19 protein-coding genes and 2 pseudogenes are annotated in these 20,930 nt (G+C 38.3%); 5 read left to right on the top strand and 16 right to left on the bottom strand.

What is annotated here, in order from left to right; genetic code table 11:
- Positions 1 to 12 precede the first annotated feature (12 nt).
- Positions 13 to 684, bottom strand: coding sequence for an FMN-dependent NADH-azoreductase (locus PVK79_RS10625; RefSeq protein ID WP_257326697.1), 672 nt, complete (start codon positions 682 to 684; stop codon positions 13 to 15).
- A gap of 129 nt (positions 685 to 813) precedes the next feature.
- On the opposite strand from PVK79_RS10625, the gene PVK79_RS10620 reads away from it, so the two are divergent.
- Positions 814 to 1,329, top strand: coding sequence for a LysR family transcriptional regulator (locus PVK79_RS10620; RefSeq protein WP_257326696.1), 516 nt, complete (start codon positions 814 to 816; stop codon positions 1,327 to 1,329).
- Positions 1,330 to 1,342: 13 nt separating this feature from the next.
- Here the strand turns inward: PVK79_RS10620 and tnpA are convergent, their stop codons facing one another.
- The gene (gene tnpA / locus PVK79_RS10615; RefSeq protein WP_182700879.1) at positions 1,343 to 1,786 is read right to left on the bottom strand and encodes an IS200/IS605 family transposase; all 444 of its coding nucleotides are present in this window, start codon (positions 1,784 to 1,786) and stop codon (positions 1,343 to 1,345) included.
- Here tnpA and PVK79_RS10610 point away from each other — a divergent pair.
- On the top strand, positions 1,769 to 2,212 hold the full coding sequence (locus tag PVK79_RS10610; RefSeq protein WP_257326695.1) for a hypothetical protein: 444 nt from the start codon (positions 1,769 to 1,771) through the stop codon (positions 2,210 to 2,212). The two genes, tnpA and PVK79_RS10610, sit on opposite strands and share 18 nt — an antisense overlap.
- Before the next feature lie 136 nt (positions 2,213 to 2,348).
- On the opposite strand, the gene PVK79_RS10605 is transcribed toward PVK79_RS10610, so the two are convergent.
- The 5 genes and pseudogenes from PVK79_RS10605 to nhaR form a co-directional block, all read right to left on the bottom strand.
- Positions 2,349 to 3,746 carry an AAA family ATPase gene (locus PVK79_RS10605; protein WP_257326694.1) on the bottom strand — a complete coding sequence of 466 codons (1,398 nt, stop codon included), beginning with the start codon at positions 3,744 to 3,746 and terminating at the stop codon, positions 2,349 to 2,351.
- On the bottom strand, positions 3,706 to 4,668 hold the full coding sequence (locus PVK79_RS10600; RefSeq protein WP_257326693.1) for a reverse transcriptase family protein: 963 nt from the start codon (positions 4,666 to 4,668) through the stop codon (positions 3,706 to 3,708). The genes PVK79_RS10605 and PVK79_RS10600 overlap by 41 nt, the downstream gene beginning before the upstream one ends.
- A gap of 518 nt (positions 4,669 to 5,186) precedes the next feature.
- A pseudogene (locus tag PVK79_RS10595) lies at positions 5,187 to 5,474 on the bottom strand (alpha/beta hydrolase family protein); the annotation flags it as partial.
- 9 nt (positions 5,475 to 5,483) lie between these two features.
- A pseudogene (locus PVK79_RS10590) lies at positions 5,484 to 5,738 on the bottom strand (integrase core domain-containing protein); the annotation flags it as partial.
- Between the two features lie 294 nt (positions 5,739 to 6,032).
- Positions 6,033 to 6,926, bottom strand: coding sequence for a transcriptional activator NhaR (nhaR, locus tag PVK79_RS10585; RefSeq protein WP_145238972.1), 894 nt, complete (start codon positions 6,924 to 6,926; stop codon positions 6,033 to 6,035).
- Between the two features lie 108 nt (positions 6,927 to 7,034).
- Between nhaR and PVK79_RS10580 the strand changes: the two genes are divergently transcribed.
- On the top strand, positions 7,035 to 7,346 hold the full coding sequence (locus tag PVK79_RS10580; RefSeq protein WP_145238975.1) for a hypothetical protein: 312 nt from the start codon (positions 7,035 to 7,037) through the stop codon (positions 7,344 to 7,346).
- Positions 7,347 to 7,536: 190 nt separating this feature from the next.
- Here PVK79_RS10580 and PVK79_RS10575 read toward each other — a convergent pair whose 3' ends face one another.
- The 3 genes from PVK79_RS10575 to PVK79_RS10565 all read right to left on the bottom strand — a co-directional run bounded on the left by PVK79_RS10575 (position 7,537) and on the right by PVK79_RS10565 (position 11,218).
- Entirely contained in the window at positions 7,537 to 9,879 is a 2,343-nt protein-coding gene (locus PVK79_RS10575) for a S9 family peptidase (RefSeq protein ID WP_257326692.1), read from the bottom strand.
- 196 nt (positions 9,880 to 10,075) lie between these two features.
- Positions 10,076 to 10,717 carry a thiopurine S-methyltransferase gene (gene tmpT / locus PVK79_RS10570; RefSeq protein ID WP_257326691.1) on the bottom strand — a complete coding sequence of 214 codons (642 nt, stop codon included), beginning with the start codon at positions 10,715 to 10,717 and terminating at the stop codon, positions 10,076 to 10,078.
- 9 nt (positions 10,718 to 10,726) lie between these two features.
- Entirely contained in the window at positions 10,727 to 11,218 is a 492-nt protein-coding gene (locus PVK79_RS10565) for a DUF2938 domain-containing protein (RefSeq protein WP_145238984.1), read from the bottom strand.
- 100 nt (positions 11,219 to 11,318) lie between these two features.
- On the opposite strand from PVK79_RS10565, the gene PVK79_RS10560 reads away from it, so the two are divergent.
- Positions 11,319 to 12,209: a LysR family transcriptional regulator gene (locus PVK79_RS10560; protein WP_257326690.1), complete on the top strand. Its 891-nt coding sequence runs from the start codon at positions 11,319 to 11,321 to the stop codon at positions 12,207 to 12,209.
- On the opposite strand, the gene PVK79_RS10555 is transcribed toward PVK79_RS10560, so the two are convergent.
- The 4 genes from PVK79_RS10555 to PVK79_RS10540 form a co-directional block, all read right to left on the bottom strand.
- Positions 12,206 to 12,784 (bottom strand): DJ-1/PfpI family protein, encoded by a 579-nt coding sequence (locus tag PVK79_RS10555; RefSeq protein ID WP_257326689.1) that lies wholly within the window; start codon positions 12,782 to 12,784, stop codon positions 12,206 to 12,208. The genes PVK79_RS10560 and PVK79_RS10555 overlap by 4 nt on opposite strands.
- Entirely contained in the window at positions 12,781 to 13,704 is a 924-nt protein-coding gene (locus PVK79_RS10550; protein ID WP_257326688.1) for a hypothetical protein, read from the bottom strand. The genes PVK79_RS10555 and PVK79_RS10550 overlap by 4 nt, the downstream gene beginning before the upstream one ends.
- Positions 13,705 to 13,805: 101 nt before the next feature.
- A complete protein-coding gene (locus PVK79_RS10545) occupies positions 13,806 to 14,117 on the bottom strand; it encodes a cupin domain-containing protein (protein WP_257326686.1) in 312 nt (103 codons plus the stop codon).
- 9 nt (positions 14,118 to 14,126) lie between these two features.
- Positions 14,127 to 15,596 carry a DNA recombination protein RmuC gene (locus PVK79_RS10540; protein WP_257326685.1) on the bottom strand — a complete coding sequence of 490 codons (1,470 nt, stop codon included), beginning with the start codon at positions 15,594 to 15,596 and terminating at the stop codon, positions 14,127 to 14,129.
- 214 nt (positions 15,597 to 15,810) lie between these two features.
- Between PVK79_RS10540 and PVK79_RS10535 the strand changes: the two genes are divergently transcribed.
- Positions 15,811 to 16,359, top strand: coding sequence for a hypothetical protein (locus tag PVK79_RS10535; RefSeq protein WP_257326684.1), 549 nt, complete (start codon positions 15,811 to 15,813; stop codon positions 16,357 to 16,359).
- On the opposite strand, the gene PVK79_RS10530 is transcribed toward PVK79_RS10535, so the two are convergent.
- Together PVK79_RS10530 and PVK79_RS10525 are read right to left on the bottom strand one after the other, a co-directional pair.
- Positions 16,356 to 18,947 carry a serine/threonine-protein kinase gene (locus tag PVK79_RS10530; protein WP_257326683.1) on the bottom strand — a complete coding sequence of 864 codons (2,592 nt, stop codon included), beginning with the start codon at positions 18,945 to 18,947 and terminating at the stop codon, positions 16,356 to 16,358. The two genes, PVK79_RS10535 and PVK79_RS10530, sit on opposite strands and share 4 nt — an antisense overlap.
- Positions 18,931 to 19,920 (bottom strand): FHA domain-containing protein, encoded by a 990-nt coding sequence (locus PVK79_RS10525; protein WP_182717283.1) that lies wholly within the window; start codon positions 19,918 to 19,920, stop codon positions 18,931 to 18,933. Before PVK79_RS10525 ends, PVK79_RS10530 begins: the two co-directional genes overlap by 17 nt.
- Between the last annotated feature and the right edge of the window lie 1,010 nt (positions 19,921 to 20,930).

Genomic DNA, 20,930 nt, shown 5'->3' with positions numbered 1-20,930 from the left:
TATTTAGCTATTCTAAATAGCCATATTGGTAAGTTGTAGTGCCAGTTCTGTTGCTTGACTGTAAGCATTACTTAACGATTGCTGATGACGAATATCGGCAAACTCTTGATACTCAGAAGCAATTTCATGAATTGTGCTCACGCCTAAATATTTGCTCAAAGTACGTAAATGGGGCACTAAATGGCTCATATGCTCACGTATACCGCCTTGCTCAAAACCAAACTCACCGCTTGAGGTGATCACAACCAATGTTTTACCGCCTAGTAAAGGCTGTAATGGAAAGTCTCCACGGGCCAGATCAAAATCAAAGGTTTTGTTGATCCTCACAACTTGATCAAACCACGCCTTTAACTGTGCGGGCATACCGTAGTTATACATAGGCGAGGAAATCACAATAATATCAGCGGCTGCAATTTCAGCGATTAATGTGTCTGACAAGGCCAGTAACTGTTGTTGTTTTGCAGTCTTTTTATCGTCAGGGGTAAATACCGCACCTATCCAGTCTTGGGTAATAAAAGGCGGCGGATTAACACCTACATCACGATAAATATACTCATCTATGCTTTGCTGCTGAGTAACGCTCTCTATAAAACGCTTAGCAATATTTTTAGAGATTGAATCGTGAGCTGGGTTGTCGTTTTTAGCGGCTCTTACGCTTGCATCAATGTGTAGTAGGGTAGTCATACTATTTATCCTCGTAGTAATTGTGCAGTAATCATCTAACTAACAGCGGCTTTTCACAAACGAGTTAACCTCAACTATAAGTAAGTTATACTCACCTATAATTAATTTCATCATTTGCGAATATCACTTATGCAAGTATCACGACAAGCGCTTAAAGCCTTTGAAGCTGCGGCGAGTTTAGGCAGCTTTAAAGCCGCCGCTGATGAACTCTCACTCACGCCAACCGCGATTTCACACCATATAAATAATCTTGAAAGCCGTTTAAATGTGGATTTATTTTACCGCCAAGTAAGAAAGATCACTCTCACTCCCACTGGTGAATATTTAAGTGCGGCCACAAGTGACGGCTTTAACCGCATCGACCAAGCACTGGCAACTGTGCAAGCCACAGGGGCAACAGTTAAAATAACCACCACCTCGTCACTGGCCGCCCTGCGCTTAATACCCGCATTGCAGGAATTATCTATAAACCAGCCTAATCTTGAGGTAGATATATCAACCAGTGAAGCCGTTGATAAACAATTGCACACATTACCCATTCGCTTTGGCCAGCAGCGCAATATAAACGCAGATGACATTATAAAAACCGAACAAATAAACATCCCCGGGGCAAGCCCTTCTGCTAACGCAGAACTCACTTCGTGAGCGGGGTATTTGGTTAGAACATAGCTAACTGATGATCCGAATGGAGTTGGTCATAATTATTTCCTTGGTTTTTCACATACTTTCTTATCATTGATTCGTCACCATGTTTTCCTACCGTACTTGCAAAATAACCATCTGACCAAAACTCTCCACCCCACAACTGCTTTTTAACATGAGGGCACTTTTTAAAAACCTCTCTTGCCGTTAAACTTTTAATCATCGTTACCAACTTTGTAATGCTGTAGGTTGGTACTGACTGAACTAAAAAATGAATATGATCTTCATCCGTCCCAATTTCTAAAAATTTGATTTCGTAACGTTTTTCTATTTCAACACAAATTTCTGTGATTGCCCTATCAACTCCCACATCAAGAACTGCTCTTCTATATTTTGCAGGGAAAACTAAGTGATAAAGTAAAACTGTCACATTGTGGCTTTTATGTATAAATTCGCTCATTACTCAATACTACGCCGCAAGCGGCGGGGAATAAACCCGAAGAGATTTAATCTATTTGGCTCACACAAAGCAGCCGATATCCCATGGCAAAATGGCCCTGTTACGCTGTATACCACAAAATGGAAAAACAACGCCCTGAGTGAGCCACCACTTAAACAATGGCTTACTCAAAACAACTTAGATCCTGCGTTATTTATTATTAAAACCTTTGACCAAGAGCTATTTGGCATTCAAGAAGCTATGGCAGGCTCAGGACTGGTGTTTTGCTCAACCACTCTTGTGCAACGACTTTTAAACACCGAGTTACTTAAAAACTTTAATACTCACGCGGTTGAATCTGAGTTTTGCTACTACATACCGAATAAACAGCGCTTTCAAACCAGAGATACACGCTTCGTTTTAGAGTGGGTAGAGAGGGATTGTTAAGTAGATAAGGGGCTGTTAGTTCTAAGTTTATTTTAATGATAATTCACAGAATACTGTGAATTTTGGGTTTGCGATAAAGTCTAAAAAATTAGCTGCGCAAATAGAAATAAGATCAGTAACTGTAGTTAAATTATTATTATCTATTCAAAAAGTTTTTTAAATAGTCTGCCAATAATTGCGATTCTTCAACAGCCTGCTCAACTACTTTTTTATAGAGCTCTGTTGGACGAAAATAAGGACTTCGATCAACAGTTAACCATTTCCAATAAGATTTAGATGCACTTTTAGCCTTAGAAGATTCAGCATAAGGCGGTAAAAAATTATCAGGGAATAATGTTTCTCTGTTTAAGTATATGAATAACTCAAGATCATCAATCCCTGAACTAACAACATTACTTTCTCCCCGATAAGAGCTCATAAAACGAGGAAATGCATCATTATCTAGTACAGCCAAAACATTTTCTGCATTTGAAAATAACTCATCGACTTCATTTTTCACAAGTAAAGTTTTTAATTGATTGCAGCCACCGACACCAATAACTTTGTACTCATAGTCAGGTTGTATATTAAAACATTGAATAATAAATTGTATGAACCCCTCTAATACAGGATCTTCTGTAAGGATGTATTTATCAGACCCTTTAAAGCCATATAAATCAGAATTTATATAACCAAATGACTTAGGCTCTAAAACTAACTTTCCTTGAATGCTTTCTAAGTAATACAAAGCACCATCAGGTGTTTTTTTCATTAGTGCCAAGGAGTGAGAAATGAGTATTAATTTAGACTCTGTTTCTTGCAGAATCTCAGTCAGTGAATTGTACAAATTCACTTGTGCGACAGCGTCTAAAGCAATATCAACTTCATCAATAATTATAAATTTTGCACCTGTTTTGATAAAGCGGAAAAGCTGAATCAGAAAAAACTCACCTGAACTAAAATGATCTTCTCTTAAATAATAATCATCATCTTGTGGTATAAAATAATACTTAGTTCCCTTTACTCTTGTTTCGCATAAATTTTCATACCTTTGGCTTGATGCCTGCCCATACACTGAAACCAAAAATGCTTTGAGCTCATCAGCAACTTTATAGTTTGAGGTAGCAATATTAGTTCTCAAATCTACATCAACGGCTGATACATCCGAATAACGCCTAAAGCGGTCACCAAATGGAACTGGAAGCTCTGCAACAACTGTATTCTTTGCAGGTAGTACATTTCTAGTATCAAGCGCTTTTAAGTGTTTGTTATATTGAAATATTACTTCAGGATGGTGACTTAAATGAACCGATATTTCACTTGAATCACTGATAGAGCCTTCACTAGAGGTGTGTGTAAATACTTTAGGGTCATAAATTTGCTTGAGCGCTTTAACAATCGTAGTTTTACCTATGCCGTTCTTTCCTGTTATAACGATCATTTGTTGCTCAGAAAAGTTAAATTCCAGCTTTAATGATTGAAAGCTCTTAACATTTTTTATTGATACTTGATGCTTAGTCATTCCACTTATTTTCCAAGAGGTCAGTAATTGCATAAGCTCCATATTTGCGTTGCAACTTATTTATATATCTTGGTTCAACAGATTTTGCATAATGAAGTAAGCCAAATAAAGACTGTTCTTTTCCTGCGAAATGCTCTTCCAAATAATCTTGAAAACGCAACTTATCCGTCACGAAATAATGAAGAGCCACCTCCAAATGGTTTTTATGTTTTCGACTAATAGTTAATGTTTGGTACTGAGTAATCACTAATCCAAGAATCGTAAATGGCTGACCTATCGTATATATTCTAGTTTTATCGAGATTAACTTCTAACTGTCCGTTTGTATTTTGTGAAATTAAGCTCTGTAATTGGGTTTGAAGCTCTATTAGCGGCTCACGAGTTTGACTTGATACAATTAAATCATCTGAATACCTTGTATAAGTTAAGCTATGCTTTTTACAATAATCAGCCATTGCCGAATCAAAGTGGAAGAGTGCGGCATTACTTAATTTAGGGGAAGTTACAAAACCAACAGGCAAACAGTCATTCCAACATACTAATGTAACTATTCTAGGTATGTAATGCTCAATATCTTCAATTGGGATATTTGAAACGTTTGCCACTAATATTTTTTTTACATCTTCAGAATTTACGTTTGAAAAAAAGCTAACAATATCAGAAACTAGAAAATACTTACTATTTACATGCGATTGTACAGCTGACATAGCACTTTTTTCTTTGATATACGAGTGTACAACATCATCATTTATTTTTAAGTGTTGTAAAATAACTTTATCGATAAAGCGGAGAAATGTTTTGAATTTGTCAGATACTCGGATTACTTTTCGTGGTTTTTCTTTGCCTATGTAAAACTCTTCCACTTCGTTCGATAAATCAGAACCAAGAAACTCTTCAAATAATTGAGGGTTATGAAACATAGTATTAAAAGCTTTCTCTAAGCTTTTTAAATGCATTAAAACCTCCTCAGAAAAACTATGAATTTACCATGTAAATTAAACATAACTACAAATACAAATCGAATCAACTTTATGAGTTTTAGAGGTTAGATTTGAAGCAAGGCATAAAGCAAGAGACTCATTTCAACTAGTTGCCTTTGTCGAACCGAATCGCAGACAAAGGCAACAGAAGAAACATACCTATAGGCATTTAGGGACCAGCATATTGACTGGAGATACTCCGAGTCGCCAGTAGTTTCATTATAAAAGATCCTTATAATTATGCAATCTATTACATCATAAAAGGCGTAGCGGTCAGATAATGAGATACATCTTACTATTTCTATTTATCCAGATAACTATCATTAACTGGACTTCCTATGGCTTGCTCGCAACCCGACAGTTGCCAAAAAGCTTTGTCCTTGAACCTTTCCCCTCAAAACTAGATTTTGTAAACCCCCGTTACGTTTTGATTAAAAAAGCCACACACTAACTGTTAGTGTGTGGCTTTTTAGCATCTAACTTTTTTAAAGCGATTACTTATTCAATAAGTTCTTTTCAAAAAAATCGGCCATCATAGTGTGATAGTGCAAGGTGGTACCTTTGCCTTCTCGTAAGCTATGTGAGCGATTTGGATATGAGAAAAACTCAAACTGTTTGTTGTACTTAACAAGCTCGTTAATTAAACGCTCTGAGCCTTGGTAATGAACGTTATCATCCCCTGTGCCGTGAATAAGCAATAGCTTACCGGTTAGGTTTTTGGCAAAGGTAATTGGCGAGGTGTTGTCGTAACTTTCAGGATCTGTATTTGGGTTACCTGCATAATGTAGTGGTCAACTAATTTTGGCCACAGTTTTAGAATCTTGGTATCTAACCTCAGATTCATTTGGTGCTAAACCTGCATTATAATGATGTGGTCTAACATTGTTGTAATATCCGTTGATATAATCACTCACACTATATTTAGCTTCTTCAAAGTTTTCATATCCAACTTTTGGCATCCACTCCGTTTTAAAGCTTCTAAAAAATCGTTCCATTGGCGCATTATCCCAACAATTTCCGCGCCGACTCATGCTTTGTGTGATTTTAAGCTAGAGTGGTCAAATCTTGACTTCAGACATTGTAACTCCTGACTGTCTGTAAATGGCACTTTCCAATCCATCGATAATACCTAGCGGCTCGGTTAGGTTTAATTATTTTTGCTGGGTTTGTTGCACTCAATCCAATCAATACTCAACTAACTTAAACCTTTTCCCTAGCACCTTTACCTTTCACCTCGTTGTGTAAACCCCCATTACGATTTGATTAAAAAAGCCACACTTCAGAGCAATTAAAGTCTGGCTTTTTAGTGTTTTAACGCGTGTAAAGCTATTAGCTAAAATTTACGTCATTTGGGCATGCTTAATAAATTCATCGTAAATACTGTCTTTAATTAGCCTGTCGGGCGTAAAGGCATAATAATGCTGATAAACATTATTAATTGTACCAATATAGCTAACGTCATAATGGCGCTCAACTTCGGCTCTGACCAAAATAGGCGCAGGGAACACCCCAAATCCTTGCTCACCCAATGCTTTCATTAATGCGCTGTCATCAACATGGCCTGCTATTGATACTTCAATACCCTGTTCTTGCAGCCAATAATGAATAGCACGTGTGACTGGGCTTCCTTTTGCAGGGAGAATTAAAGGCTTATTATTAAGAGATTGTGGAAACTGTTTATATAATTGCGAGTGCCATGTTGCATTGCCAAAGAGAGCTATTTGGCTTTTTCCTATTTCATGACAAAAAGCCTTAAATGGTAATGTGGTATCAAGCGGTTTATCAGCTAAAACTAAGTCGAGCTTATGAACCGTCATTTGCGCGAGCAGCTCATCTTGCTGACCGTCAATGCAATGTAAGTTTGTAATACGCTCGTTATCAATTAAAGGGGCTAGCCACTTAGAAACTAATGATTTTGGTAATACATCCGAAATGCCTACTTTTAGTGTTCGTGACAATTGCGCAATATCACCTTGGGTAGTTTCTAGCCATTCATGGGCAATAGCAAACATATCATCTGTGTATTGCTGAGTGACATGGCCAAACTCAGTTAGTCTTAGCCCTCTGCCTTGGCGAATAAACAGTGGCTTACCTAATCGTTGCTCTAAGTTAGTAATTTGAGAGCTGACCGTTTGCGGCGTTAAGTTGAGTACTTTACTGGCAGCAGCAATACTGCCGTGCTTACTCACTTGCCAAAAATAGTATAAGTGATTGTAGTTTATGTTGGTTATCATTCGAAAAAACCTGTCTTTAAATCAGAAATAATCAGCTTTATCCTTTGTTACTAAGTTAGTAGATTACATCCATGCCTGCAACACAGGTGCTACTAAAGGTGTAATTGCATGAAGCTAAAACTTACGGTTAAAAACAAAACAATTAACTCAAGTGAAAAAATGTCAATTTTGAAATTAGTGAAAAGCCAGTTGGCAAAACATGCTTTAAATATTCGTAAAGTAGATATTCAAATTAATGATCTATTAAACGAGCGGCTGGGTACTTTGCAGCAATGCAAAATCAATATTCTTCTACCTGGTTTGCCAAGCATAAATGTAAATACCAAAGGAAGGAACATGCTACAAGCTATAAAGCGGGCACTAAAAAGTTTGCAGCAAATTCTCGTTAGTAAGTATCAACCTTCGCAACCAAGCTCTTAATTTTTCTTAATATCGCACTTGTAGTGGCACGGATGCTACTTTTTTATTTGCGTAAAGTACGTTTAACACTAAAACGACTCAAACCTTTGACCTTTAACTTTATTTTATAAACCTCACACCATTTTGATTAAAAAAGCCACACACTAACTGTTAGTGTGTGGCTTTTTAGCATCTAACTTTTTTAAAGCGATTACTTATTCAATAAGTTCTTTTCAAAAAAATCGGCCATCATAGTGTGATAGTGCAAGGTGGTACCTTTGCCTTCTCGTAAGCTATGTGAGCGATTTGGATATGAGAAAAACTCAAACTGTTTGTTGTACTTAACAAGCTCGTTAATTAAACGCTCTGAGCCCTGGTAATGAACGTTATCATCCCCTGTGCCGTGAATAAGCAATAGCTTACCGGTTAGGTTTTTGGCAAAGGTAATTGGCGAGGTGTTGTCGTAACTTTCAGGATCGGTCTTTGGGTTACCCGCATAACGCTCTTGGTAAATAGTGTCGTACAAGCGAATATCTGGCACCGGTGCTGAGGCAATACCTACTTTAAACTTATCGCCATGGCGGAACAATAAATTAAGGGTTGAGCTGCCACCGCCTGAGTGACCCCATACACCAACACGGTCGGTGTCTATTACATCCCAGCGTTTTGCCATGGCATCAAGCGCATCAACTTGGTCTTGTACAGTGACTGAGCCGATTTTTTTATAAATCGATTTACGCCAATCACGGCCTTTTGGTGCTCGCGTGCCACGGTTATCAACCGATGCCACAATAAAGCCTTTTTGCGTTAATAGTGATTTATACAAGTAGCTGTCGCCTTCAAAGCGGTCTTGCACTGTTGAGCCCCACGGTTCGCCATACACGTAAAAAACGATTGGGTATTTTTTACTGTTATCCATGTTTTCAGGGAACATAATGTAGCCGTCAAGCTCAGTGCCATCGCTCGCATTCACTTTAAAGAACTCATGGCTTGGTAAGCTTTGCTCAGCCAGTTTTTCTTTCAGCTCTTTATTTTCAACTAAGGTTTTAACATTACTGTGATCGCTTACTTTAATGATCTCTTTAGTTGGCGGCGTGCCAAATTGTGAGTAAGTGTGCATTGCCCATGAGGTATCTTTAGACATGTAATAGCTGTTTGAACCTTGAAATTCAGCAGGCGTTACGCGTACAGGTTTACTACTACCATCCAAAGACGTACTAAATAAATAACGTTGACCTGCATCGTCTGGCGAAGCGGTAAAATACATCACGTTCTTATCTTCGTTTAGCGCCAGCATATCAACAATATCGTAATCACCTGGGGTTAAATCGATAATGGTTTTACCATCGCGAGATACACGATAAAGGTGACGCCAGCCGTCGCGCTCGCTGTGCCAAATAAAGAACTTACCATCTTTTGACCAGTTGGCTTTGTAAAACCACTCGATAAAAGCATCGTCTTTATCTTCTAAAATTTTGGTCAATTGCTGTTTTTGCCAATCGAACAGCCAAACCTTGTTGTGGTTTTGCGGGCGGTTTAAGTCTTGGATCATTAATTCCTTACCGGTGCCTGCCCAGCTAATACGAGGAATATAGCGGTCGCGATTATCGCCTTCAAGTTTGGCCCAGCGGGTTTTCTTATCAGCAAGGCTAACAACCCCCACGCGTACTGCCGAGTTAGTTTCACCGGCTTTTGGGTAAGGAAACTCTTTTAAAGTAGGGTAAAGCTCGTCGGTGTTGTTGATCATGGTGAAAAACTTAACGCCGTTGGTATCAAGCTGCCAATAGGCGATTGATTTGTTATCTGGGCTCCAACGAAAGCCATCAGCAATGCTGAATTCTTCTTCGTAAACCCAATCAAAGTTACCATTAACGATTTTAGCGCTGCCATCGGTTGTAAGCGCTGTTACTTTGTTGCTGCCAACCGCTTGCATATAAATGTTGTTATCACGCACGTAAGCTACTTTTGAGCTGTCTGGTGAGAATTTAGCAAACATCAGTTTTTTAGGTTCTGGTTGCTCACCGCCGAGTTGCTGTAATTTATTGGTTTCAAGGTTTAAGAGCCAAAAATCACCACGGCTGCGAGAGCGCCACACTTGCTCGCTATTGGTAAATACCATCAACCATTTGCCGTCTTTTGACCACTGGTAGCTTTCGATTGCAAATGGCTCATCTGCGCCCTCTGGCAGTAGTTTTTCAAACTCAACTAGAACTTTGCGGCCAGTACCATCGGCGTTGTAAAATACAATGTCGTTGCCTTTTACACCGTGCTCTTTTTCGTCATCTGCTTTGGCATTTTCAGCGTCGTCTTTTTTATCTTTTTCGCTTCCACGTTCTTCAAGCACGGTGTAGCCGGTGCCATCATCAAGCCATTTAAAGTAAGTGCTACGCTGCGCTTTGAAATATTTATCTTTATAGATTTGTTCAAGCGACAGTGGATTGCTAATTTGATTCATCGTTGTTGTAGCCGTGACGTTGTGTGTTACCGAACAGCCTGATAGCGACAGCCCAGCCAATACCGACAGGACAAGCCCTGAGGTTTTGATTATATTCATTATATGATCCTAAAAGTGCTGTTATTAGTTATTGTATTTGTTCAAATGGTTGAGGAAGTGACAAAATGATTCGCTCGTAAAACTGAGCAAGGTTAACTACAGATACTTTAGCAAAGTTTGCATATAAGATCAGAACGTTCATCGCAAGCATTCATCCATTGACCCCAAACATTACATGCAATATACAACATAAAGTTTAATCTTTTTTGTTTAACTGCCAAACAACTATATTTGCCGGTACAACGCCTTTAACTCCATTCGCAATAGCTTCACATCTAATTAGTTGTAGCGAATAAGCATGGTGATAGTGATCAAATACCTCTTGAGCGCTAATACTGTATGGTGTGCCATCGCGTTTAGACTGATCATATACACAACAAATAAGTAGCTGTGGTGCTTTTTGTGTGATCATCACTACATGCCTGCTATATTTTTTACGTAGTGTAAAAGGCAGGGCTACTAATGATCCGCGATCATATATAACATCAACAGATCCAAGTAAGTTGGCGGTTAGTGCAAAAATATCTCCCACCCAAATAGCCAAATTATCCGCACTATACAGTTTAAACTTGTCGTGCACCGTTACTGTAGGTGTAACATTTAAAGAGCCAAATAGTTGTTTAATGGCGCTTTCACAGAGCTCAACGCCCACAACCTGTATATTCTGCTCGAGTAGCCATGCAATGTCGTTTGTTTTACCACATAAAGGCACGAAAACTCGGCCATTTTGAGGAATTTTCAAGTTAGTAAAATAACGATCTAAGTATGGATTTACTCGGCTTTCATGAAAACCAATATCATTGTTTTTCCAACGATTTAACCTATAATCAGCAGACATAGTAGCTCCTCAAAATAGCAATAAAACAAGCGAGCTGATATAAATTCCTGCACCAAATACACAATGTGATACACAGCTTTTAACTCTGGCCGACGCTGGTCTTGGCGTTTTACTCGCAGCAATACCCAGCCCAAGCGCAGGTTGCATAATAAAAAAAGGCATACATACTGTGGCTAAACCAAATATAAGGGCGGGTATTAGGCGGGGGGATACTAGCCAGTCATTTGACATAACCAATAAAAAAGTAAAACTAAAAATAACGCCTATTACATAATGGATAAACCAACCGATTGCGCATTCGCCTTTTTGCGATGGCGCTTTGTTTATTGCTGTATGTTTAAATTGACCACTTCGCATCAAGCTTATCCAGCGACCGACCATACAAAAGTTTAAAGATGGCACGCCAAACACTTTCGCAAGTAATAGCGACCAACTATCAAGCACTGCTGTTGCGCCTACACCGATAACAATAACAGCTACCCAATTAATACTGTGTTCCATAAAAATACTCTTTAACAAGAAAACCTAAGAGCAATGATATAGACTTACTAAAATGTTAAATATAAAGCTTTAATCAAACTTAAATTGCAAAAGTGGAATCATGCTAGATGATATAGTGCTGTTTGTGCACATAGTACAACAAGGAGGATTGTCTCAAGCGGGGGAGTATTTATCGCTGCCTGCGGCAACAGTTACGCGGCGTTTACAGCGCCTTGAATCTCGCCTTGGGCAAAAACTGCTGCATCGCTCTGCACGCCAATGCACACTCACACAACAAGGACAGGTGTACTATCAAAGTTATGCCAACTTAGTTGAGCAATTTGAACAAACTCGTTATCAACTCAATCAACAAAAAGAACAACTTAGTGGTAAGCTAAAAGTGCTCGCGCCACTGAATATCTGTCATGGTTTTTTAAAGCCGATGTGGTTGTCGTTTTGCAAGAAATACCCTGATATTCAGTTGGAGCTGATTTTAAGTAATCAACTTGACGATATTATTAAAAACCAAGCTGATTTAGCGCTCAGGATCGGCCCTCAAGCTGATTCGTTATTACAGCAAAAAAAGCTCGCAGAAGCCGACTCTATCTTAGTCGCATCACCTGAGTACCTAACAAATGCAGCAAAACTTGTTGAACCGAACGATTTAAAACATCACCGTTTAATTGGTACAACACTTAGAAATAAATGGCTATTAACGAACACGCAATCATGTGCTACTTACACACACATGTGCCGCTTTAAAAGCATTTATAACGATACTGGCTTTGTAAAATATCAAGTTGCGGATCATCAAGGTATCGGTTTGTTACCGCGCTTTGAAATTATAAATGAGCTACAAACAAAAGAGTTAGTTAGAGTATTGCCACTATGGCAAAGCCTGCCGCGAGAAATTTATGCCATTTGGCCAAGTGGTCGTTTACTTAGTAAAAAAGCGGTTTGTCTTAGAGATTATATGCATAACTTTATCAGTGAACAGTTACCGAACAGTTAAATTTTTTTGTGCCACTGGTACTGCATTTGTTTTGCCGTAAGCTCTGCAAGCTCAGGGCTCCCCAGCTCAGCAACTAATTGCAAGCTCATATCAATTCCTGCAGAAATACCCGCTGAAGTGGTGAATTTATCTTGTGATACCCAGCGCTTATTACTGATCACATTTAACCGAGGGAACATATTAGCGAGATCCGCAAGATCTTCCCAATGCGTGGTAACCGTTAAGCCATCGAGTAAACCCGCTTTGGCCAGTAAAAAAGCGCCTGTACACACTGAGGCAACTTTAGCAGTAGCACCAGCGGTTTCTCGTATCCAGTTTATTACGGCAGGTTTTTCAAGTTCAACAGTGTGTACACCACCAACAACAATGAGCAAATCAATAGCGGGGTGATCAACAAAACTGTAATGGGGGTTTACACTAAAACCTGCACGGGCAATTACTGGTTGAGCATGCTCTGCCACAAAAAATACTTGCCAGTTATTATCTGCTAAGCGCTTTGCCGTGCTAAACACTTCAAATGGGCCTGAAAAATCCAGCACTTCTGCATCATCGTAAATATATATACCAATGTTCATAATATGTTTTCCTTAGCTTCCTCTGCATCGAACATTAGCTTTAGCCACCTTAAGTCTTTTGCACCTAAATTTGCTTGTTTATGCAATGAGGGATCATCATAGACATCTTTATAAACATGGCAGATCGCAACTTCTGTTAACTCACGCCATTTAGCGTCATTAAACTCTGATAGCGAGCCATCAGCTAAATTAAAAGAACTTATAGGATCGTGCTCAGCTTCAGTCGTTCTAAGAGTTAACTCTAACTCTTGTAAAATAGGGTTGATCAACTGTAGCGTATTTGCGGCCTCAAACTCTGCAATTATATTGTTTTGAGCTGCTTTGATTTCTTTTTCAAGTTGATATTGAGACAGTTTATTAGCAGAGGCACGCACACCGTATTTATTCAGTAGGCCAGTGATGCTTGGCAGCATAGCTTTGGCCGCAATACTGGCTCCCACCAATGGGTTTGCAATAGCCGCTAAGCCGCCCACCAAAAGCATTCCGTAGGTGAGTTTTTTATCTAAGGCATCAATATCATTAGCAAGCGACTGTAATGAATTAGTTTGCCCCACAGCTTGATCACGCATAATTGCATCAGCGCTATTTAGCATGTAATGGCGAAGTCCGGCCTCAGCATGCTCATTAGGAAAATGAAAAATACGCCGCTTAGGTAAGTTATTAATCTCAGGTACGCCGTTTGGTAAATAACGCATGGTGTGTAAAGCGAATTGATGTTCAGATAGTGCAAAAGGAATTACAAAATAATGCTTTTCATCAAATGACGTGGGGGTTTGCGTACCAAATCTTTCAAACGACATAAAGATAGGCAGACCATCGATCTTTTCTTTTGCTAATACATAGCCTTTATTGAATTCATCAAACACTTTATTAGATGTCGATTTTAGCTTAACAATTCCTTTATTTATAAAATCTTTCATAATTATTTGTTGATCCAATTCGATTCTAGCTGGCTAGCTGCCGTAAAGGTTATACAAGCTGGTCTAAAAAGCCCAGCAATTAAATATCAAACTTTAGCAGCTTAAACACTACCTTGCGTTTCAATCACTAAAATACGCGCTTCACCCATAGGGTGGGCTACGTGCTCAGTACCTATTGAGGCATAAAAAATGTCACCACTTTGCAGTACAGTTGAGTGCGTCTCGCTATCTTGTTTGTAAAACATTTCAACGACTCCATCAAGCACCACAAAGACTTCTTCGCCATCATTAATATGCCATTTATAGGGTTTATCAGTCCAATGTAAACGGGTAGTGATGCCATTCATATTGGCAATACTTTTAGCTCCCCATGCCTTTGCTGCGGTGAATTCTTTACCACGAATGATCTGCATACAATTTCCTTATTCATCTAGCTCTAATTGCGCCCGCTCTAAGGTTTCGGCGGGTAACTCTTTTTGTACTGATACACCCAACTCTTTAAATTCAGATGCTTGTTTAATTAAGTTGCCTTTTCCGCGATATAACTGCGAAAACGCTTTGTCATAACTTTCTTTGGCTTTATCTAGTTGCTTACCAACGCCTTCCATACTGGTTAAAAAGCCGTTGAGCTTGTTATAAAAACGTTCGGCGCGGTTTGCCAATTCTTTGGAGTATTTAGTTTGCTCCTCAAAGCGCCATAACTGTTTCACAATATTTAAGCTGGTTAAGAGGGTAGTGGGGGTGGCAACCAGAATGTTCTTTTCTATCGCTTGTTGGTAAATATCACTCTGGTATTTAAGGGCTTCAACAAAAGCTGATTCTATCGGCACAAACATCACCACCACTTCAGGAGAGTTAAGCCCAGGTAAGCGATCATATGATTTACTCGCCAGCTCATTAATACGCGCTTTTACAGCCTCAACATGCTCTTTAATTGCTTGTTGAGCCTGCAGTTCATTATCTGCATTTACGTAGCGAGTGTAAGCGTTTAGCGAAGTTTTAGCGTCAATCACTAAATGCCGACCTTGAGGCAAATACACCACCACATCAGGGCGAAGACGGCCTTCTTCGGTGTTGAACGATACCTCGCGTTTATAATCAGTACCAGCGCGCAACCCTGCGCTGTCTAACACGTTTTCAAGCATGAGTTCGCCCCAATTACCTTGGGTTTTCTTTTGCCCTTGTAATGCGTTACTGAGCCTATCTGCTTGCTCAGTGATTGCTTGGCTTTTCGCTTGTAGATGTAATAACTCTATTTTCAGAGCTTCACGTTGTTTTACATCTTCAACATGAATTGATTCCAATTTATCCCTGAAGCCTTTTAGCTCACCTTGGACAGGTTTTAACAGCTGCTCAATACTTTCTTGATTGAGGACTTTAAATTTTTGCGATTTTTCTTCGAGTATTTGATTAGCAAGGTTTTCAAATTCTTTTTTAAGTTGCTCTTTGCTTTCTTTAATATGTTGTAACTGTTGCTCAAAGTGGCTTTGCTTTTGCTCAAGCATAGTGCGCATATTATTGAGCTCAACATCACGGGCATTGTATTCGCTTCGTAGTGTTGTTAAATCAGCTTCAGCCTTGCGCCAATAATGGTTGTATTGCTGGCTTTGCTTTTCTTGCTCAGTGAAGCGGGTTTTATAGTGCTGAGTTTCGTCGCGTTGTTCTTGGTGGCTTTGCTTAAGTAAATCGTGTTCATCTATCAAGGCAGTATATTGCTGCTGTTTTTCATTGGACTGTGTTTGCAATAAAGCTAGTTGTTGCTGCTGCTCACTTAGCTCTGCTGTTAGTCGCTTACCACGACTTGCATAAATAACACTAAAAAGCACCGCGCCAACACTAAAACCAATCCCAACACTTACCCAATCAATGTTTGTAAGTAACTGTATATACATAAATAAACTTTAATTAGCCAAAAGACACTTCATGATAGCCAATCTAAAAATACCACGATAGGTTTTTTTACTTTTTTATGACCCTAAAAATCATTACAGAGCATTACAAAAGACCCATCTTAATTAGTTATATAAACAATTTTATTCTACACTCAGAACAATAATAGAAACCAACAAGTGGTTTTACTTATACAACAATACAAGGACTGAAAAAATGAACGATATCAAAACCCCAAATATTGAAGTGCAATGTAAAGCAGATAACTACTTTTCCGTTAAAACGTTGACTGTTTTACCTCATACACAAGAAAATTGGTTAACATTTTTTAATAACGAAACAAATCCGACTGAGTCGCTGAGTGTTTTGTTTAATAATGCAGGAAAAAACGATCTCATAAGCACTGAAAAAAGACAATACGTAGAACTTATTATCAGCCTAGATCCGTCAGTGGCTGCCGATTGGGAATTTTACGGGAATGGTGTTGAATATTGTGGTGCAGATAGCAATTGCCAATATAATATCTCTACCGAGATCACTGATGACGACACCTTAGTTTTAAGAATTGCTCAAGTAGAGCCGACCTATGAATTTAACGGTGTAGATAAAGACAACCTTGAAAAAGTTGTTGAAGTAACCGAAGGCAAAGAAACTGAGTATTTACCTATTTCGTTTAGGTATACAGCTAAACATGTGCCTTCTGGCAAAATTTATATGTCACAAGATCCTAAAATCATTGTTCGTAGGCCTGGTGCTACATACTAATATAAAGCACTAGCACAACGAAAAGAAGAGTCATATTGCTGCATTAACGCAATAAACTCTTCTTTTTGACACCAAGGTTTAAACCAGGGTAAATTAAACCACATTGGGTGATAACCTATCATTAATGACTTTTCTATATACATTAACGCTGACTGATATTCACCAATCACACTATACACAAGTGCTGCTGTAAACACATATTCATAATGGTCTGACGCAATACTGATTGCTTTATTGAGTGCTTGTAAGGCAAGTTTAGCTTCGCCTAACTGGCTGTGTGCTTGTGCGACTTCTAAATAACTATCAAGAGTGTGTTGATCTTGTGCCAACTCAACTACTTTTAGATAATTTGCCGGGTATGATTCCACCAGATTAAGTGCCTTTTGAGTATCAGCTAAGTTGAGTCTAAAACCTACATGCCCCGGGTTTATATCCACAGCCTGTTGGGCAACTATTAACGCTTGATCAAACTCCCCTTGCAAAGAATAAGCAATGCTTAAATTACTTAAATTCGTACTATCAGGTTTAATCTCAATTGCCTGTTTATATTGCTTTATAGCAATGGCTAAATCACCTTCTGTTAGGGCTATATCTGCCAGTAATTGATTTGCCATATAGTTTTGAGAGCTTAAGCTTATAACTTCATTAAGCAGCTGCTTTGCCTCTTCAATTTGACCTTGCCACCATAATACTTGCGCTAAATTTTGCTTTATTATTGGATTTGCTCGTATTTTTAATGCAAGTTCAAACGCCTGCTGTGCTTCAGGCAACTGATCTTGTTGTAAATATAATAAACCTTTAAGTTCATAAAGAGCGGTAGAACTTGCTCCAACTTGTTCAGCTTTAGCTAAATACTGCTTCGCAGTTAACCAATCTTGCCTAGCAACCGCGATTAGCATTGCATTTGTAGCAAATGCAGGGGTGTTTTGATACGCAGTTGGTGAGTTAAAAAGTAATTTACTGGCAATATTTAAATACTCTGCTTGCTGTGATTGCTGATATAAACTCAGGGCGACTTCACGTAATAACTCATAGTTGGCATATAACTGCGGGGTTTGTTCTATAGCCTCTTTAATACGCATAAATAATTGATCGGTGTAATCACCAACTTGCTGCACTTTTTGATAAAGCTCAATATGTTCTATTTGTTCTTTGTCACTAAGCTGCGCCATTGCAATATATTTATTATCAAAATCAGGGAAAAGCGCTGTTAATTGCTGACTGCTTAAATGGTACATCTGATTATAACTATCAATTACAATGGGCCATTGCTTACGCGCTTTTACCGTCCAATTTGGCGCCTCGAGCCGAACTAACGTTAAATAGCATTGCGGTTGCATACAATTAAGCTCAGCGGTCACCACTTCTTGTGCACCCGTTGCTTGCTCTAATTTATGTAACTTATCTGTAAAAGTAAGTTTAGCATTGCCGCTTTGTAAAATGAGCGCAACCTCATCCTGCGAAATAAGATTTAACTGCTTACTATTAATAATACTTTGCCTAATAGCATCATCAATTGTGGCTTTGAGCATATTTGTATCTGCGGATAACAGTGCGGCTGATTTTACCACCGGAGGTAAAAATGCAACATAGTGCTCTGCTGGTTTATGTACTTGCAGCTTATACATTAAGCCTGTTGCAACCACGGCAATACAAAGCAAAGTCCCTAAAAAAACAGCCTTTTTAGGCGATTTTTTTTGTAATGCGAGTCGCTCTATCGGAACTGTGTCTTGCGCCAAAATTTCTTGCTGTTTAATAGCTATAATAACGGCTTGTAACTTACGCTCTACACTTTGAGCATCAACAGGGCGGCGGTCTTTTTTTCGTTGTAATAATTGATTTAGTAAATCACATAATTCATTAGGTAACTTGGGAATGATCTCATGTGCATTACACGCTTTACCGTTGGCAATATTATTAGCAATCGTTTGCGCAGATCCTTCACCAAATGGATGACGGCCACTAATAAACATATAGGCCAGCATACCAAAAGAAAATAAATCACTGCGAAAATCTAACGGCTGTTTATTAAGCTGCTCAGGCGACATCGCACTAGCACTGCCACAACTGGATTCATCACGTTGCTCACTAAGCGGCTTATTTTGTAATGTTGCAATACCAAAATCAGTGATTTTTAATTCATTTTTATCAATTAAAATATTGCTAGGCTTTAAATCACAATGCATCACATCTTGACTATGGGCATGGGTTAGACCAGCACACAGTTGTGCTAATAAATTAAGCTTTTCGGAGAGTGTGGTGACGTGCTGATGTTGAAACTGCTGTAATGTTTTGCCTTTTAAGTACTCCATTACAATACAAATTTGCTGCTCATACAAAATTACATCGTGTATTTGTACAATATTAGGGTGATTTAAACGAGCAAGTAGCTGGGCTTCAACCAAGGGATCGCTATGTTCTATTGAGTGCTCAGTAGGCTTTAATAATTTAATCGCAACGTAACGCTTTAAACGTGTATCCTCTGCAAGATACACACTTCCCATACCTCCTTGGTTAAGTAGCTTAATTAATTTATAGTTAGTGATGACTTTATTAAATTTTAATACTGTTTCATGCTCTAACGACATCCGAGGTACTCTCTAATTCACACCCTTTATAAATCATAAAGGATGCGCCAGCAAACCGCACTTTTCGCAATTGTCTTTCGATGATATTTTCAGCATCATGAACATTTACTAAAACTTCTGAAAACTGCTTGCGAGCACGATGTATCTGTATATTTAAATAGCGCATGTCGACACCTAAATCTTTCACTAATTGCTCCGTATTTACCCAACCTTGGTTAGCTGGTAATACTCCTTTTTTAGCATCTAAAGCTCTATAGCGCGCTAAATTTAAGGTTAAGTAGTGATGGCAGCGAACATGCAAATCAAAATCTTTATTATTATTGTGATGTTGAACTTTTAATTCTGATGTTTCTTCATCCAAACTTAGGTTAAAAATAAAGTCTAAATCACTAATATACAATTGTGGTACGGAGCTCATCTGGGTTGCAACTTCCAGATGACTAGAAAGAAACATCCATTGTTCACCACCTAAGGTAATAATACTATGATCTTCTAAGACTTCTCGTATCGTAAACTCATCATCGTGTAATGATTCTAACAACCATTGGCCGCTACTTTGCTCAAAAACAACCACGCTATCAGGTTGCTGCTCAGGCAATAGGTGGTAATGATTAAGCTTAATTGTCTCGGCTGTTTGACTTTGCTCGTCATCTAATTTGATTAATTGGTCTGTAGGAGCACTGAGATCTTTAACCACATAAGTAACCTCTGAATTACCGGCAAAATAAATTTTATCGCCAATACTTAGTTCTTCAGAGTCATCCTTCACCAAACGCTTATGATTTAACCAAGTACCATTCAGGCTTAAGTCACGGATATACCACTTACCATTCAACCACTCAATAATAGTGTGTATTTTCGACACACTCAGATCGTTGACAAGTGTATCTACAGAATATTGAAAGCGCCCAAAACTATGATGCGCATATAAAAAACAATATTCGCTTGTATGTTTATTAATTAAATAAGCCATTATCACTACCTTTTATCGAATGATGAGGTATGTGTCTAACTATTGATATTACAATCAATTCTCCATAATAGACACAACCAAACCAAAATAAAACAAAAAATTAACATTCAATCTATTCATGGATTAATCCGCAAACAATTACGGCCAGATAACAGTATTTTAGAAACAAAAAGGCAAAATAAACATTACGTACTATTACAGCAATTGTTTATTAAAGGGATAAGTAAAAAGAATGAAATATAAAAAAAGCCAGCTCAAGGTGAGCTGGCCTAATATTACTAAAATAAGTAACTAAAACTAGGGAATCAACATGATGCTTGCGTAAACTGCAATTCAACAACAAGCAAAAGAGTAGACGCCCTCAGGCTACTTTAGTTCAAAATAAATTTAAAATTGATGAAAATAATACTGCATGCACCAAATAGCAGGCATAAAAAAAGCCAGCTCAAAATGGGCTGGCTCAATCATTACTAAAATTAGTAACCAAATAGGGGGTAATCAACATGATGCTTATGTAAACTGCAATTTAACAACAAGCATAAGAGTAGACGCCCTCAAACTACTTTAGTTCAAAAATAAATTTAAATTTATTGAAATAATGCAACGGCTCACAATTGCAGGCATAAAAAAAGCCAGCTCAAAATGGCTGGCTCAATCATTACTAAAACTAGTAACCAAATAGGGGGAAATCAACATGATGCTTATGTAAACTGCAATTTAACAACAAGCATAAGAGTAGACGCCCTCAAACTACTTTAGTTCAAAAATAAATTTAAATTTATTGAAATAATGAAACGGCTCACAATTGCAGGCATAAAAAAAGCCAGCTCAAAATGGGCTGGCTCAATCATTACTAAAATTAGTAACCAAATAGGGAAATCAACATGATGCTTGCGTAAACTGCAATTCAACAACAAGCATAAAAGTAGACGCCCTCAAACTACTTTAGTTCAAAAATAAATTTAAATTTATTGAAATAATGCAACGGCTCCCAATTGCAGGCATAAAAA

This window comes from Pseudoalteromonas rhizosphaerae (assembly GCF_028885455.1).
GTDB lineage: Bacteria > Pseudomonadota > Gammaproteobacteria > Enterobacterales > Alteromonadaceae > Pseudoalteromonas > Pseudoalteromonas rhizosphaerae.
The sequence above is the reverse complement of the archived record's forward strand: the minus strand, read 5'-3'. Positions and strand labels throughout refer to the sequence as shown.

Bases quoted from the DNA above. Each gene is read 5' to 3' on its own strand.
- PVK79_RS10575 (WP_257326692.1), bottom strand. From the start codon at position 9,879: ATGAATATAATCAAAACCTCAGGGCTTGTCCTGTCGGTATTGGCTGGG.
- PVK79_RS10580 (WP_145238975.1), top strand. From the start codon at position 7,035: ATGAAGCTAAAACTTACGGTTAAAAACAAAACAATTAACTCAAGTGAA.
- PVK79_RS10545 (WP_257326686.1), bottom strand. From the start codon at position 14,117: ATGCAGATCATTCGTGGTAAAGAATTCACCGCAGCAAAGGCATGGGGA.
- nhaR (WP_145238972.1), bottom strand. From the start codon at position 6,926: ATGATAACCAACATAAACTACAATCACTTATACTATTTTTGGCAAGTG.
- PVK79_RS10605 (WP_257326694.1), bottom strand. From the start codon at position 3,746: ATGCAATTACTGACCTCTTGGAAAATAAGTGGAATGACTAAGCATCAA.
- PVK79_RS10625 (WP_257326697.1), bottom strand. From the start codon at position 684: ATGACTACCCTACTACACATTGATGCAAGCGTAAGAGCCGCTAAAAAC.
- PVK79_RS10610 (WP_257326695.1), top strand. From the start codon at position 1,769: ATGTATAAATTCGCTCATTACTCAATACTACGCCGCAAGCGGCGGGGA.
- tmpT (WP_257326691.1), bottom strand. From the start codon at position 10,717: ATGTCTGCTGATTATAGGTTAAATCGTTGGAAAAACAATGATATTGGT.
- tnpA (WP_182700879.1), bottom strand. From the start codon at position 1,786: ATGAGCGAATTTATACATAAAAGCCACAATGTGACAGTTTTACTTTAT.
- PVK79_RS10620 (WP_257326696.1), top strand. From the start codon at position 814: ATGCAAGTATCACGACAAGCGCTTAAAGCCTTTGAAGCTGCGGCGAGT.
- PVK79_RS10530 (WP_257326683.1), bottom strand. From the start codon at position 18,947: ATGTCGTTAGAGCATGAAACAGTATTAAAATTTAATAAAGTCATCACT.
- PVK79_RS10560 (WP_257326690.1), top strand. From the start codon at position 11,319: ATGCTAGATGATATAGTGCTGTTTGTGCACATAGTACAACAAGGAGGA.
- PVK79_RS10540 (WP_257326685.1), bottom strand. From the start codon at position 15,596: ATGTATATACAGTTACTTACAAACATTGATTGGGTAAGTGTTGGGATT.
- PVK79_RS10535 (WP_257326684.1), top strand. From the start codon at position 15,811: ATGAACGATATCAAAACCCCAAATATTGAAGTGCAATGTAAAGCAGAT.
- PVK79_RS10555 (WP_257326689.1), bottom strand. From the start codon at position 12,784: ATGAACATTGGTATATATATTTACGATGATGCAGAAGTGCTGGATTTT.
- PVK79_RS10550 (WP_257326688.1), bottom strand. From the start codon at position 13,704: ATGAAAGATTTTATAAATAAAGGAATTGTTAAGCTAAAATCGACATCT.
- PVK79_RS10600 (WP_257326693.1), bottom strand. From the start codon at position 4,668: ATGCATTTAAAAAGCTTAGAGAAAGCTTTTAATACTATGTTTCATAAC.
- PVK79_RS10525 (WP_182717283.1), bottom strand. From the start codon at position 19,920: ATGGCTTATTTAATTAATAAACATACAAGCGAATATTGTTTTTTATAT.
- PVK79_RS10565 (WP_145238984.1), bottom strand. From the start codon at position 11,218: ATGGAACACAGTATTAATTGGGTAGCTGTTATTGTTATCGGTGTAGGC.